Genomic DNA, 13190 nt, shown 5'->3' on the forward strand with positions numbered 1-13190 from the left:
CCCTCCGGGCGCGGTCTCAGGACGTCACTTGGCGGATTCCGGGGATTCGGCGGACTCGGGCGAGTCCGCGGACTCCTCCTCGGTGCCAGGGGTCGGGGCCGCGGTGGTCTCCTCGGGCTCGACCTCCTCGGCGGGCTCCCCCGCCGGCTCCTCGCCCTGCGGGCGCACGAACTCGGAGAGGTCCACCGTGTTGCCCTCGGTGTCGGTGACCGTCGCGTACTCCAGGACCTTGGCCAGGGCCTTGCGGCGGCGCACCTCGCCCACCATCAGGCCGGCCTGGCCCGAGGAGTCCAGCAGCTGGGCGAACTGGTTCGGGTCCATGCCGTACTGCTGGGACATGTTGATGATGTAGTCGATCAGCTCCGACTGCTCGACGCCGATCTCCTCGGCCTCGGCGACCGCGTCCAGCACGATCTCGTTGCGGAAGGCGTCCTCGGCGTTCTTCTGGACCTCGGCCCGGTGGTCCGCGGTGTCGTGGTCGGCCTCGGCCTGCGGGTTGTCGAAGTGCTGGGCGATCTGCTCGTCGATCACGGCCTGCGGCACGGGGATCTCCACGAGGGACAGCAGCTTCTCCAGGACCTTGTCGCGGGCCTCCACGCCCTGCTCCACCACGGCGCCCTCGGCGGCCTGCTTCTTCAGGTCCTCCTTGAGCTCCTCGATGGTGTCGAACTCGGAGGCCAGCTGGGCGAACTCGTCGTCGGCCTCGGGGAGCTCGCGCTCCTTGACGGCGGTGACCTTGACCTTGACGACGGCGTCCTCGCCGCTGTGCTCGCCGCCGGCGAGCTTGGTCTCGAAGGTCGCGTCCTCGTCGGCGGACAGACCGGTGATGGCCTCGTCCATGCCCTCGAGCATCGTGCCGGCACCCACCTGGTAGGACAGGTCGTTGGCGGCGTCGACCTCCTCGCCGTCGACCAGGGCCTGCAGGTCGAGGGTGACGAAGTCGCCCTCGACGGCGGGACGGTCCACGGTCTTGAGCGTGCCGAAGCGCCCGCGCAGCTCGTCGAGGGCCATCTGCTCGTCCTCGGTGGAGGCCTCGCGGGCCTCCACCTCGACCTCGAGGCCCTTGTAGTCGGGCAGCTCGATCTCGGGGCGCACGGCCACGTCGATCTCGACCTTGGTGTCGGCCTCGCGGTTCGTCTCGTCGGGCTTGGCGACGACCTCCACCTGGGGCTGGGTCAGCGGGGTGATCTCGTTCTCCGCGAGGGCCTGCTGGAAGAAGGTGTTCAGGCCCTCGTTGAGCGCGTTCTCGACGACGAAGTCGAAGCCCACGCGCTGCTCGATCAGCCGCGCCGGAACCTTGCCGCGGCGGAAGCCGGGGACCTGGATCTGGTTGGCGAGCGAGGTGTAGGTCTGGTCGATGAACGGCTTCAGTTCCGCGAACGGGACGTCCACCACGATCTTGACCTGGGTGGGGTTGAGTTTCTCGACGGCGCTCTTCACTTCCGCTGCACTCCTGAGTGGTAGGTCGGTTGGGTCTTCCGGGGCCGCTTTCCGGTCCCGGGACAGTCGGGAAGGCGGCTGCCCGGCAGGACCGGGCAGCCGCTCCAACGTCGGGGCGACAGGACTCGAACCTGCGATCTCCTGCTCCCAAAGCAGGCGCGCTAGCCACTACGCTACGCCCCGGTACCTGCAGCCTCGGCTGCAACGACTGCGGTCCGGTGCACGAGCACGGACCACCGGCGAGTCTACCGGCTGGGCGGACGGGGCCGCACCTCGGCCCGCCGGACCCCGCTCACCCGGGTCCGCGCCCCGCCGGCCGGGCTCGCTCCGAGGGTCGGGCCGGCGTCCGGGATTTGACACCGCGCGCGCCGGGCCGGTTAATGGGAATGGCCTCGACGGAGCGTCCGGTGGGGATGTAGCTCAATGGTAGAGCCTCAGTCTTCCAAACTGATTACGCGGGTTCGATTCCCGTCATCCCCTCTCGCCACGAACGCCCCGGTCCCGCTGGACCGGGGCGTTCGTCGTCGCCCGGCCGGCCCGGCCCCCGCTCGCCCTCGCGGCGCGGGAGAGCTCCGGCGACCGGGGGCCGGCCCGTCTCACCGGACCAGCCCGACCACCCGCCACACCGCGCCCCGGTGCTCGTGCACGGGGCGCAGGCCGTGCTCCCGCAGGACGGCGAGCATGGCCGCCGGGGAGTGCACATAGGCGCGGAAGGGCGTGCCGGTCGCGCGGAGGCAGAGGTTCTCCAGGCGGGCGAGCGCCCGGAGGAGGCCGTGGCCGGGCGGGTGGCTGAACACGAACAGGCGCGTGGCCCGGTCCGCGGCGGCCCCCAGGAGCCGTTCGTGGTCGGGATAGCAGCACACCACCCGGTGCAGCACCACGATGTCGTGCGGGGCGACCGCCTCCGGGTCCGCGGCGATGTCCAGCTGCCGCCGCACCACGCGGCCGGACACGCCGGCGGCGGCGGCCAGCTCGGCGGCCTCCGCCTCGTAGGAGTCCACGAGCTCCAGGTTCGTGGTCCGCGCGGCGCCCCGGCGCAGCAGCTCGAGCTGGATCTCGCCCACGCCGCCGCCGACCTCCAGCACGCTGGCCCCCTCCAGGCCCTGGGCGGCCAGGAACTCCACGACCCGCCGGGAGGCGGGGTCGAGTCCCCGCCGCCGGTACCGGCGGGCGAGGCGCCGCGCGAAGCGGGGGCCGAAGACGCGCTGGTAGCCGGGCGCGCCGCAACAACCGGACATGGTCCCAGGCTACGCCGCGGGACCGTGCCCGGTCAGCGCTGGCAGGAGGGGCACCAGTAGAGCGAGCGGCCCTCCAGCTCCCCCGCCGCCACGGGCGTTCCGCACCGGCGGCACGGCAGGCCCTGGCGCCGGTAGACGAGGTGGGCGTGCTCGGGCCACGCCTGGGCCTCCCCGATCCCCGCCCGGTCCGCGGGATCGGTCGTCACGATCCGGCCCAGCCGCACGCCGGTGCGCATGAGGGCCGCGTTCTCCGCCCACAGCTCCCGCAGCACGGCCTCGCCGATGGCGCGTCCCGGGGTCATCGGGTCCAGTCCGCGGCGGAAGAGCGACTCCGCCCGGAAGATGTTGCCCACCCCGGCGACGACGGACTGGTCCATGAGCAGCGCGCCCACGGGGCGGCGGCTGCGCCGCACCGCGGCCACGAAGGGCGCGGGGTCCGCGTGCGGGTCCAGCGGGTCCGGGCCCAGCCGCGCCCGGGCCGCCTCGGCCTCGGCGGAGCTCTCGAGCACGCACAGCGCCGGCCCGCGCAGGTCGGCCCAGCCCTCGTGCCCGACCAGCCGCACGCGCACCGCCCCCACCGGCGCGGGCGGCCGCAGCGGGCCGGTGGGGGCGGTGCCGTCCTCGCGCAGCTCCCGCTCACCGATCCGGCGCGGGGCCCCGATCGAGGAGGCGCCGCGGAAGCGTTCGGTGCCGCCGAAGCTCCACGCGCCGTAGAGGCCGAGGTGCGAGCGCAGCACCCGGTCCCCGGCGAAGTCCAGGAACAGCTGCTTGCCGTGGGCCCGGGCTCCCCCGAGCACGGCGCCGTCCAGGACGGCCGCCGCCTGCGCGAAGCGCCCCTGCGGGGAGCTCACGGACAGCGGCTGTCCCACGAAGCAGTCCGTGAACTGGCGGGCGAGGCGGTGGATCGAGTGCCCCTCCGGCACTCAGGCCTCCTGGGCGGCCGGGAACTCGCGCGGGCGCAGGCCCTCGAGCTTGCCGGCGACCGTGCCCGTGGACTCGTACTCGCCGATCTGCGCGATCCGGCGCTCGTGGCGCTCGTCGCCGGAGAAGGGCTCCGCCAGGAACGCCCGGACGATCGCCAGCGCCTCCTCCATGGAGTGCTGGCGCCCGCCGACCGCCACGACCTGGGCGTCGTTGTGCTGGCGCGCGAGCCGGGCGGTGTCCAGGTTCCAGGCCAGGGCGGCGCGGATGCCCGCGACCTTGTTCGCGGCGATCTGCTCGCCGTTGCCCGAGCCGCCCAGGACGATCCCGAGGGAGTCGAGCCCCGCGGCCCGGTCCGCCAGGACGGCGCGCGCGGCGCTGATGCAGAAGGCGGGGTAGTCGTCGAGCGCGTCGTACTCGGCGGGGCCGTGGTCGACGAGGTCGTAGCCGGCGGCGACGAGCTCCTCCACCAGGTAGCGGGAGAGGTCCAGGCCGGCGTGGTCGGTGGCGATGTGGACGCGCATGGGCGGCGTGCTCCTGGGGTTCGCGGGAACGGGGCGGGATCGTGGCGGAGGGCCCGCGGCGGCGGACCGGCCGCCCTCCAGCGTAGTGCGTGCGGCGACCGCGCCGCGGACACCGCAGGGCCTCCGGGGGCGGCCGGGAACCGGCTGACATAATGGGACGATCCGCTGCGGCCCACCGGCCGCGGACGCCCCGATCACGACGCGAACACGAACCGACCCCGACGAGAGGACGGCACTGAAGTGCCCGGAACCAACCTGACCCGCCAGGAGGCGGCCGCGCGGGCCGAGACCGTGGCGATGGACGCCTACGAAGTGGTCCTCGACCTCACCCGCGGCGAGCGCGTCTTCCGCTCCACGACGACCGTGCGCTTCCGGGCGACCCCGGGCGCGACGACGTTCATCGACGCGATCACCGACGCGGTGCACTCCGTGGTGCTCAACGGCACGGAGCTCGATCCCGCCGAGGTCTCGGACGGGGTGCGGATCCAGCTGCCCGGGCTCGCCCGGGACAACGTGCTGACGGTCGAGTCGGACTGCCGGTACATGAACACCGGCGAGGGCCTGCACCGGTTCGTGGACCCCGTCGACGACGAGGTCTACCTCTACACCCAGTTCGAGGTGGCCGACACCCGGCGGATGTTCGCGGTGTTCGAGCAGCCGGACCTCAAGGCGCGCTTCGCGTTCACCGTGACGGCCCCCGCGCACTGGACGGTCGTCTCCACGCAACCCACCCCGGAGCCCGTGCCCGCCGGGGACGGCGCGGCCACCTGGTCCTTCGCCCCCACCCCGGTGGTCCCCTGCTACGTCACGGCGCTGATCGCCGGCCCGTACGCGTCCGTGCACGACGAGCTCACCAGCGCCGACGGCCGCACGGTCCCCCTGGGCCTGTACGCCCGCCGCTCGCTCATGGAGCACGTCGAGGCGGAGGAGATGTTCGGGATCACGAAGCAGGGCTTCGAGTTCTTCGAGGCGCAGTTCGGGGTGCCCTACCCGTTCGAGAAGTACGACCAGCTGTTCGTCCCCCAGTTCAACGCCGGGGCCATGGAGAACGCCGGCGCGGTGACGTTCGTGGAGCTCTACGTCTTCCGCTCCCGGCCCACGCAGGCCCGGGTGGAGCGGCGGGCCGTCACCGTCCTGCACGAGCTGGCGCACATGTGGTTCGGCGACTTCGTCACCATGCGTTGGTGGAACGACCTGTGGCTCAACGAGTCCTTCGCCGAGTTCATGTCTCACCTGGCGGCCGCCGAGAACACGCGCTACGGCAACGCCTGGACCACGTTCGCCTCCGGGGAGAAGTCCTGGGGCTACGAGCAGGACCAGCTGCCCACCACGCACCCGATCACGGCCGAGATCCGCGACCTCGAGGACGTCCTGGTCAACTTCGACGGCATCACCTACGCCAAGGGCGCGTCGGTGCTCAAGCAGCTCGTCGCGTGGGTGGGCCAGGAGCAGTTCATGGCGGGGCTCAACCGCTACTTCACCCAGCACGCGTGGGCGAACACCGAGCTGCGGGACCTGCTGGTCCAGCTGGAGCAGGCCAGCGGCCGGGACCTCGAGGACTGGTCCGCGAAGTGGCTCCGGACCGCCGGCGTCAACACGCTGACCCCGGTCGTGGACGCCGACGACGACGGGATCGTCCGCTCGTTCCGCATCGAGCAGACCGCCCCGGAGGAGCACCCCACGCTGCGCCCCCACCGCCTGGCGATCGGCTTCTACGACCACGACGGCGGCCGGGGCCGGCTCGTGCGCACCCACCGCGTCGAGCTCGACGTCGACGGCCCCGTCACCGAGATCCCCGAGCTGGTGGGGCGGGAGCGTCCCGACCTCGTCCTCGTCAACGACGACGACCTGGCCTACGCGAAGATCCGCCTCGACGAGTGCTCCCTGGACACGGCCCTCGCGCACCTGAAGGACTTCGGCGAGACCCTGCCCCGGGCCCTGGTGTGGGCCTCCGTGTGGGACGGGGTGCGCGACGGCGAGACCCCGGCCCGCCGCTACGTGGAGCTGGTGCTCGGCAACATCGCCCACGAGACCGAGTCGACGGCCGTGCAGGTCCAGCTGCGCCAGCTGGACACCGTGCTCGAGGGCTACGTGGCCGAGCCGGCCCGGGACGCCACGGAGCACGCGGCCGCGGACCGGCTGTGGCAGCTCACCGAGCAGGCAGCGGACGGCTCCGACCACCAGCTGCAGTTCCTCAAGGCCTTCGCCCGCCACGCCCGCACCGACGGGCAGCTGGACGTGCTCGAGCAGCTGCTCGCCGGGGAGCACTCGCTGCCCGGCCTGGACCTGGACACCGACCTGCGCTGGGCGGTGCTCACCGCGCTCACCGGCGGCGGCCGCCGCGGCGACGCGGACGTGGACGCCGCGCTCGCCGAGGACAACACCGAGAACGGGGCCATCGCCGCTGCCCGGGCCCGCGCGGCGATCCCCACGGCCGAGGCCAAGGCCCGGGCGTGGCAGCAGATCATGGTGGACGGGTCGCTGCCCAACTCGATCCAGGACGCGGCGATCGACGGGTTCCGCACGGCCGCCGACACCTCCCTCCTGGCTCCCTGGGCCGAGCAGTACTTCGCGGCGATCCCCGACGTGTGGCGCACCCGCACGCACGAGCTCGCCCAGCAGATCGCGATCGGCATGTACCCGAACATCCCCGCCCAGGAGACGGTCGACGCCACGGACGCCTTCCTGGCGGACCTGCCCGAGGACCTGCACGGGCTCCGCCGGCTGGTGCTCGAGCAGCGCGACGCCACCGCCCGCGCGGTCCGCGCGCAGACCGTGGACGCCGCCCACGAGGTGGCGCGGGCATGAGCGACGAGCGGCAGGATCCGGGGCCCGGCGAGCCCGGCAGCACGCCTCCGGCCGGCGGGGACCCGCGCACCGACCCCGCCGCCGCGGCCCCGCCCGGCGCGCGGTCCTTCGCGGTCGGGGCGCCCCTGTCCCAGCTGCGCCGCCCCGTGCCGCAGGTCGGCGACGAGCGGGAGCGGGCCGAGGCGGGCACGGCGTCGTCGTTCTACGACCAGGTGGGCGGGCACGAGACGTTCGTGAAGCTCGTGCACGAGTTCTACGCCCGGGTGGCCCAGGACGAGCGGTTCCGGGCGCTCTACCCGGACGACGACCTCGGGCCCGCCGAGGAGCGGCTGCGGATGTTCCTCGAGCAGTACTGGGGCGGGCCGACCACCTACTCGGAGCAGCGCGGGCACCCGCGGCTGCGGATGCGGCACATGCCGTTCCCCGTGGACGTGTGGGCGCGCGAGACGTGGCTGAAGCACATGCGCGCGGCCCTAGACACCCTGGAGCTCTCCCCGCTGCACGACGGGATCATCTGGGACTACTTCGACCGCGCCGCCCACGCCATGATCAACCGGCCCGGCTGAGACGGCCCCGGCCTCAGCGCTTGGCCAGGACGTGCCCGCCCGGTGTGCTCAGGCGCACCCAGCGGCCGTTCTCGGCGACCGCGACCTCCGCGCCCGGGCGCAGGAAGCCGAGCGAGTACGCGGCGAACGCCGCACCGTCCGGCGGCGGCGGTCCGGTCAACCGCCCCGCGAGGGGCTGCGCCCACCCGGACGAGCGGCCCCAGACCTGCGAGCGCACGGTGTCGACGACGGCGGCACCCGCGTCCGTGGGCACGGCCCGGGCGACCTCGGCGATCCCGGCGCGTGCGGCCTCCCGCAGCGCGTCCCCGGCGACGTCCCCCACGGGGACCCATCCGCCGAGGGGCGGGGCGATGCCCGCCCACGAGACGGCCGCGTCCATGGGGGGCAGGCCCACGTCCGTGGCGTCCTGGTCCTGGCGCGGCATCCGGTCGAGGACCCCGCCGAGCGGGACGGTGACGTCCAGCGACTGTTCCCCGGCCAGTGCGGCGGTGCGCAACCCCAGGACCGTGGGCGTGCTGTCCAGCAGCCCGTGCGGCTCCAGCACGCACACGTAGACCCCGAGGGCCCGCCCGCGCGCCTGGAAGCGCACCGCGCCCTGGGGGTCCACCCCGCGGGCCCGGGACAGGTACGTCCGCAGGTCGGCGACGTCCCTCGGATCCGTCAGCGGAAGGGACCGGTCCACGGGGCTCAGGCCTCGGCCGGCGCGGGCCGGCGGGCGAACCGGGCCGGGGCGTCCGACCAGTGCTCGAGGAGGCTCCGCTGGGTCTCGTCGAGGCGCACGGGCCGTCCCGAGGCACGGTCGATGACGACGACGGCCGTCTGCGCCACGGCGTAGACCCGCGAGCCGTCCTCCTCCTGCACCGTGTAGTCCAGCACGAAGCTCGACCCGCCCACGGAGGAGACCCACACGCGCACGGACACCGGATCCGGCCGGTACAGGAGCTGCTCCCGGTACTCGACCTCCTGCCGCCCGATCACGGTCAGCCGCTCCCCCAGCAGGGCGCGGAACGTGGCGCCCTCCGGCACGCCTGCCGCGGCGCCCGCGGACAGCGGCCGGGCCATGAGCCGGACCCGGGCGTCCTCGAGGTACTGGAGCATGGTGACGTTGTTGACGTGGCCGTAGCTGTCGATGTCGCCGAAGCGCATCTGGATGGGGATCAGCAGCGAAGACATGCCCCCATCCCATCACACCGGGGCGCGACCGGCGGCTTGGCTAGAGTGAAGGCCATGACCTACAGCCCGATCCCGGACCCCACGCAGGCCCTGCTCGACATGCTCGACCTCGCGGACGGGGGTGGCGCGCGCACCCTCGAGGACATCTACGTGGGCCACTCCCTCTCCCCCGCGCGCGGCCGGGTCTACGGCGGGCAGGTCCTGGCGCAGGCCGCGACCGCGGCCATGCGCACCGTGGAGCCGGAGCGGATCATCCACTCCCTGCACGCCTACTTCCTGCGCGCCGGGGACGTGTCCCAGCCGATCACCTTCGGTGTGGAGCGGATCCGGGACGGGCGGTCCTTCTCCGCCCGCCGGGTGCACGCCTACCAGGACGGGCGCGCCATCCTCTCGGCCATCGCGTCCTTCCAGGTCCCCGCCCGGGGCCTGGACCACCAGGACGAGTCCCCCCAGCACCTGCCCGACCCCGAGTCCCTGCCCAGCGCCGTGGAACTGCTGGGCCACATCGACGCCCCCGAGGCGCAGGCGATCGCCCACGAGCGGCCCTTCGACATGCGCTACATCACGGAGCCGATCTACTTCAAGCCGGACTCCCGGGGGGAACCGTTCAACGCGGTGTGGATCAAGACCCTCAAGCCGCTGCCCGACGACCCGAACATCCACCGCGCGGCGCTGGCCTACGCGAGCGACTACACGCTGCTCGAGCCCATCCTGCGCCTGCACGGCAGGACCTGGATCGAGCCGGGCATGAACCTCGCCTCGCTCGACCACGCGATGTGGTGGCACCGGGAGACCCGCGCGGACGAGTGGTTGCTCTACGTGCAGTCCTCCCCCAACGCCTCCTCGGCCCGCGGCCTCGGGGTGGGCCGGATGTTCTCCCGGGACGGCCTGCTCGTGGCCACCACCGCCCAGGAGGGCATGATGCGCTTCCCGGAGTTCTCCTAGCCGCACGGAGCACGCCGAGGGGCCCGTCCGGTGGGATGCTCTCCCACCGGACGGGCCCCTCGGCGTGCTCCGACATGTCCGGGCGAGGCCCGGCCCTGCGTCAGTCGCGGGTGAGGCGGCGGTGGGTGACGCGGTGCGGCCGCGCGGCGTCCGCGCCGAGTCGCTCCACCTTGTTGGCCTCGTAGGACTCGAAGTTGCCCTCGAACCAGTACCACTGGTCCGGCTCCTCCTCGGTGCCCTCCCAGGCGAGGATGTGCGTGGCCACCCGGTCGAGGAACCACCGGTCGTGGGAGACGACCACGGCGCAGCCCGGGAACTCCAGCAGCGCGTTCTCCAGCGAGCCGAGCGTCTCGACGTCGAGGTCGTTGGTGGGCTCGTCGAGCAGCAGCAGGTTGCCGCCCTGCTTGAGGGTCATGGCCAGGTTCAGCCGGTTGCGCTCCCCGCCGGAGAGCACCCCGGCCTTCTTCTGCTGGTCGGGGCCCTTGAACCCGAACGCGGAGACGTAGGCGCGCGAGGGCATCTCGACGTTGCCGACGTTGATGTAGTCGAGGCCGTCCGAGACGACCTCCCACAACGACTTGCTGGCGTCGAGGTTCGCGCGGTTCTGGTCCACGTAGGAGATCTTGACGGAGTCGCCGATCCTCAGTTCCCCGCCGTCCAGCTCCTCGAGGCCCACGATGGTCTTGAACAGGGTCGACTTGCCGACGCCGTTGGGGCCGATCACGCCCACGATGCCGTTGCGCGGCAGGGAGAAGGACAGGCCCTTGATCAGGCTGCGGTCCCCGAAGCCCTTCTGCAGGTCCTTCGCCTCGATCACGAGGTTGCCCAGGCGGGGCCCGGGCGGGATCTGGATCTCCTCGAAGTCCAGCTTGCGGGTCTTCTCCGCCTCGGCGGCCATCTCCTCGTAGCGGGCCAAACGGGCCTTGGACTTCGCCTGGCGGCCCTTGGCGTTGGAGCGCACCCATTCCAGCTCGTCGGCCAGGCGCTTCGCCTGCTTGGCGTCCTTCTTGCCCTGCACCTCCATGCGGGCGCGCTTGGTCTCGAGGTAGGCCGAGTAGTTGCCCTCGTAGCCGTACAGCCGGCCGCGGTCGACCTCGCAGATCCACTCGGCCACGTGGTCGAGGAAGTACCGGTCGTGGGTGACGGCCATGACGGCGCCGTGGTAGTCCTTCAGGTGCTGCTCCAGCCACAGCACGGACTCGGCGTCGAGATGGTTGGTGGGCTCGTCGAGCAGCAGCAGGTCCGGCTTCTGCAGCAGCAGCTTGCACAGCGCCACGCGGCGGCGCTCACCACCGGAGAGGACCTTGACGTCGGCGTCCGGCGGCGGGCAGCGCAGGGCGTCCATCGCCTGCTCCAGCTGGGAGTCGAGGTCCCAGGCGTTGGCGGCGTCGATGTCCTCCTGGAGCTTGCCCATCTCCTCCATCAGGGAGTCGAAGTCGGCGTCCGGCTGGGCCATCTCCTCGGAGATCGCGTTGAAACGGTCGACCTTCGCCTTGATCTCGCCCACGCCCTCCTCGACGTTGCCGAGGACGGTCTTCTCCTCGTTCAACGGTGGCTCCTGGAGCAGGATGCCGACGGTGTAGCCGGGGCTGAGCCGGGCCTCGCCGTTGGACGGCTGGTCGAGGCCGGCCATGATCTTGAGGATGGTGGACTTGCCGGCGCCGTTGGGCCCTACGACACCGATCTTCGCGCCGGGATAGAACGACATGGTGACGTCGTCCAGGATGACTTTGTCGCCCACGGTCTTGCGGGCCTTGGACATTGTGTAGATGAATTCCGCCATGCCCTCAAGGCTACCCCGCTCCGCGCCGGCCGACGGGCGGCGGACGAGCGGGGACGGAGCGGGGCGGGGCACCGCGGCCCGGCTCCGTCCCCGCGCCGGAACGGCTCCGCCCGGGCCGCTCAAGTGGCGGCGGGCTGCCGGCGCGAGCGCCGTCCCGGGACCGCCGCGGCCCCGAGGAGCTCGCCGGTCACCGGGTCGAGGCCCTCCGGGCCCGCCGGGCCCCCGCTCCCGCCCGACGGGTCGCCGCGCCCGTCCGACGGGTCGCCGCTCCCGTCCGACGGGTCGTCCTGCGGCGCCGCCGGACGGTCCGGCGAACCGGTCGCGGTGCCGTCCTCGGGCTGCGCGGCAGCCTGGTCCCCCGTCTGGTCGGCGGGCGGCGAGGAGTTCACGGTGCGCTGGAAGCACGCCGTGCCGAGCGCGAGGTCGTGCCCCACGGACACCGCGTCCACCTCCACGGCCGTGTTGCGCCCGTGCTCGCCCTCCCAGAACCGGACCTTGAGCTTGCCGACGACCACCACGGGCTGGCCGGTCCTGATGCTGGCCAGTGCGTTGAGCCCCAGGGATCGGAACGCCTGGACGGTGAACCAGTTGGTGTGCCCGTCCCGCCACGATCCGGCCTGCTGGTCGAACCAGCGCGGGGTGGAGGCGAGTCGGAAGGTCACCACCACGGTGCCGTCGGGCAGGTTGCGGGACTCGGGGTCCGTGGCCACGTAGCCGCGGACGGTGATCTGCTCGGTCATCGGGAACTCCTCTGGACGGCGGCCGGTCCGGCCGGTGCTGGCCCCGGTGGCGGGGTGCACCCAGCGTCCGGCCGGAGCGGGTGCCGCCGCGGCCGGGACGTCCCCGTTGTGGACGGCCGCGGTACCCGCGTCCCGGGACGCCGTCCTGTGCAGTGCGGCCGCCGTCGAGCCGGTGGCGGTCCGCGGGCAGCCCTCAGTCGATGTCGGCGGCGTCCCAGGCGATGACGGCGAGGGGCTCCCGACGCCGCTCCTGCTCGTGGGAGCACGCCCAGCACCACGGTCCGTAGAGGGGTGGGGCGCCGCACTGGCAGAGTCGGATCCGGGCCATCGGACTCACCTCGATGTCGGTTGCGGTGGTCTGACAGGCGGCGGCCTGCCGGAAGTCATCCTGCGCGGGTGTCCTCACCCCTACTACCGGCGCGGGAGCCCCTGTGGATGCACCGGGGGCCGGATCTTCGCAGGCCGCACGGCGGCCGGACCGCCGGAGCAGGGCCCCTGCCCCCCGTTCCGCAGGCGGCCCCGCCGACCGGAGGCACTCCTGCGCTCGGCGGGGCGTGACCCACGGGCCTCTCGTGCGCGCCGTGACCGCGGGGAACCCGTGCTGCCGGTGCAGTGCGGGCGCCACGGGTGGACGCGGGGGTCGACGTCGAGTGCAGCGCCCTCCCGCGCCGGCGCTGCCCACCGTCATCTGCCGGCAGTGCGGCCGGCGGGGCTAGGTGTACTGACTCGCAGCGTTGTTGATGCGCTCGATCGGGCACAGGCCGCCGATGCCGGTGTGGGGTCGCTCCAGGTTGTAGTGCTCCAGCCATTTCGGCAAGGCCTGCGCACGTTCGTCGTTGGTGGCGTAGGCGCGGGTGTAGGCCCACTCGCGTGCCAGAGTGCGGTTGAGGCGCTCGGCCTTGCCGTTGGTCCAGGGGCAGTGCGGTTTGATGAACTTCTGCCGCGCCCCCAGGGCCGCCACCGCGGCGCGGAAAGCGGTGGAGTGCCTGTAGGCGAAGGCGTTGTCGGTGATCACCCGCTCGATGCCGGTGATGCCGTGGTCGGCGAAGTAG

The 13190-nt window shown here is 73.0% G+C and carries 13 protein-coding genes and 2 tRNA genes; 4 read left to right on the forward strand and 11 right to left on the reverse strand.

Annotated features, from left to right (window positions below):
• Window positions 1-24: 24 nt before the first annotated feature.
• Together tig and ABD220_RS07575 are read right to left on the reverse strand one after the other, a co-directional pair.
• Complete coding sequence (tig, locus tag ABD220_RS07570; protein WP_344121261.1) at window positions 25-1440, reverse strand: trigger factor; 1416 nt, start codon at window positions 1438-1440, stop codon at window positions 25-27.
• A 110-nt stretch (window positions 1441-1550) separates the two neighbouring features.
• Window positions 1551-1623, reverse strand: a tRNA-Pro gene (locus ABD220_RS07575).
• A gap of 226 nt (window positions 1624-1849) precedes the next feature.
• On the opposite strand from ABD220_RS07575, the gene ABD220_RS07580 reads away from it, so the two are divergent.
• Window positions 1850-1920 (forward strand) — tRNA-Gly (locus ABD220_RS07580).
• 116 nt (window positions 1921-2036) lie between these two features.
• On the opposite strand, the gene ABD220_RS07585 is transcribed toward ABD220_RS07580, so the two are convergent.
• Genes ABD220_RS07585 through ABD220_RS07595 form a run of 3 tightly spaced genes read right to left on the reverse strand, consistent with a single transcriptional unit; the run spans window position 2037 to window position 4123 of the window.
• Window positions 2037-2678: a methyltransferase domain-containing protein gene (locus tag ABD220_RS07585; protein WP_344121263.1), complete on the reverse strand. Its 642-nt coding sequence runs from the start codon at window positions 2676-2678 to the stop codon at window positions 2037-2039.
• A gap of 32 nt (window positions 2679-2710) precedes the next feature.
• Complete coding sequence (locus ABD220_RS07590; protein WP_344121265.1) at window positions 2711-3601, reverse strand: Fpg/Nei family DNA glycosylase; 891 nt, start codon at window positions 3599-3601, stop codon at window positions 2711-2713.
• Window positions 3602-4123, reverse strand: coding sequence for a ribose-5-phosphate isomerase (locus tag ABD220_RS07595; protein WP_344121267.1), 522 nt, complete (start codon window positions 4121-4123; stop codon window positions 3602-3604).
• Window positions 4124-4363: 240 nt separating this feature from the next.
• Between ABD220_RS07595 and pepN the strand changes: the two genes are divergently transcribed.
• Both pepN and ABD220_RS07605 read left to right on the forward strand, forming a co-directional pair.
• Window positions 4364-6931 carry an aminopeptidase N gene (gene pepN / locus ABD220_RS07600; RefSeq protein WP_344121269.1) on the forward strand — a complete coding sequence of 856 codons (2568 nt, stop codon included), beginning with the start codon at window positions 4364-4366 and terminating at the stop codon, window positions 6929-6931.
• Window positions 6928-7497, forward strand: coding sequence for a globin (locus ABD220_RS07605; RefSeq protein ID WP_425552527.1), 570 nt, complete (start codon window positions 6928-6930; stop codon window positions 7495-7497). The genes pepN and ABD220_RS07605 overlap by 4 nt, the downstream gene beginning before the upstream one ends.
• Window positions 7498-7510: 13 nt before the next feature.
• Here the strand turns inward: ABD220_RS07605 and ABD220_RS07610 are convergent, their stop codons facing one another.
• Together ABD220_RS07610 and ABD220_RS07615 are read right to left on the reverse strand one after the other, a co-directional pair.
• Window positions 7511-8179, reverse strand: a complete 669-nt coding sequence (locus ABD220_RS07610) for a DUF8185 domain-containing protein (RefSeq protein WP_344121271.1) — start codon at window positions 8177-8179, stop codon at window positions 7511-7513.
• A 5-nt stretch (window positions 8180-8184) separates the two neighbouring features.
• A complete protein-coding gene (locus ABD220_RS07615; RefSeq protein WP_344121273.1) occupies window positions 8185-8670 on the reverse strand; it encodes an acyl-CoA thioesterase in 486 nt (161 codons plus the stop codon).
• 54 nt (window positions 8671-8724) lie between these two features.
• On the opposite strand from ABD220_RS07615, the gene ABD220_RS07620 reads away from it, so the two are divergent.
• Entirely contained in the window at window positions 8725-9615 is an 891-nt protein-coding gene (locus tag ABD220_RS07620) for an acyl-CoA thioesterase (protein ID WP_344121275.1), read from the forward strand.
• Window positions 9616-9715: 100 nt separating this feature from the next.
• Here ABD220_RS07620 and ettA read toward each other — a convergent pair whose 3' ends face one another.
• The 4 genes from ettA to ABD220_RS07640 all read right to left on the reverse strand — a co-directional run.
• Window positions 9716-11398 (reverse strand): energy-dependent translational throttle protein EttA, encoded by a 1683-nt coding sequence (gene ettA / locus ABD220_RS07625; RefSeq protein ID WP_344121277.1) that lies wholly within the window; start codon window positions 11396-11398, stop codon window positions 9716-9718.
• A 119-nt stretch (window positions 11399-11517) separates the two neighbouring features.
• On the reverse strand, window positions 11518-12138 hold the full coding sequence (locus ABD220_RS07630) for a single-stranded DNA-binding protein (protein ID WP_344121279.1): 621 nt from the start codon (window positions 12136-12138) through the stop codon (window positions 11518-11520).
• Between the two features lie 193 nt (window positions 12139-12331).
• Window positions 12332-12466 carry a hypothetical protein gene (locus ABD220_RS07635; protein ID WP_344121280.1) on the reverse strand — a complete coding sequence of 45 codons (135 nt, stop codon included), beginning with the start codon at window positions 12464-12466 and terminating at the stop codon, window positions 12332-12334.
• 384 nt (window positions 12467-12850) lie between these two features.
• The coding region (locus tag ABD220_RS07640; RefSeq protein WP_344121282.1) for an integrase core domain-containing protein at window positions 12851-13190 on the reverse strand (340 nt) is incomplete at its 5' end.

This window comes from Kocuria aegyptia, assembly GCF_039530085.1.
GTDB classification, from domain to species: Bacteria; Actinomycetota; Actinomycetes; order Actinomycetales; family Micrococcaceae; genus Kocuria; species Kocuria aegyptia.

Excerpts from the sequence above, each read along its gene's own strand:
- ABD220_RS07585 (WP_344121263.1), bottom strand. The coding sequence starts at position 2,678 with ATGTCCGGTTGTTGCGGCGCGCCCGGCTACCAGCGCGTCTTCGGCCCC.
- ABD220_RS07595 (WP_344121267.1), bottom strand. The coding sequence starts at position 4,123 with ATGCGCGTCCACATCGCCACCGACCACGCCGGCCTGGACCTCTCCCGC.
- ABD220_RS07605 (WP_425552527.1), top strand. The coding sequence starts at position 6,928 with ATGAGCGACGAGCGGCAGGATCCGGGGCCCGGCGAGCCCGGCAGCACG.
- ABD220_RS07615 (WP_344121273.1), bottom strand. The coding sequence starts at position 8,670 with ATGTCTTCGCTGCTGATCCCCATCCAGATGCGCTTCGGCGACATCGAC.
- ABD220_RS07620 (WP_344121275.1), top strand. The coding sequence starts at position 8,725 with ATGACCTACAGCCCGATCCCGGACCCCACGCAGGCCCTGCTCGACATG.
- ettA (WP_344121277.1), bottom strand. The coding sequence starts at position 11,398 with ATGGCGGAATTCATCTACACAATGTCCAAGGCCCGCAAGACCGTGGGC.
- ABD220_RS07630 (WP_344121279.1), bottom strand. The coding sequence starts at position 12,138 with ATGACCGAGCAGATCACCGTCCGCGGCTACGTGGCCACGGACCCCGAG.
- ABD220_RS07635 (WP_344121280.1), bottom strand. The coding sequence starts at position 12,466 with ATGGCCCGGATCCGACTCTGCCAGTGCGGCGCCCCACCCCTCTACGGA.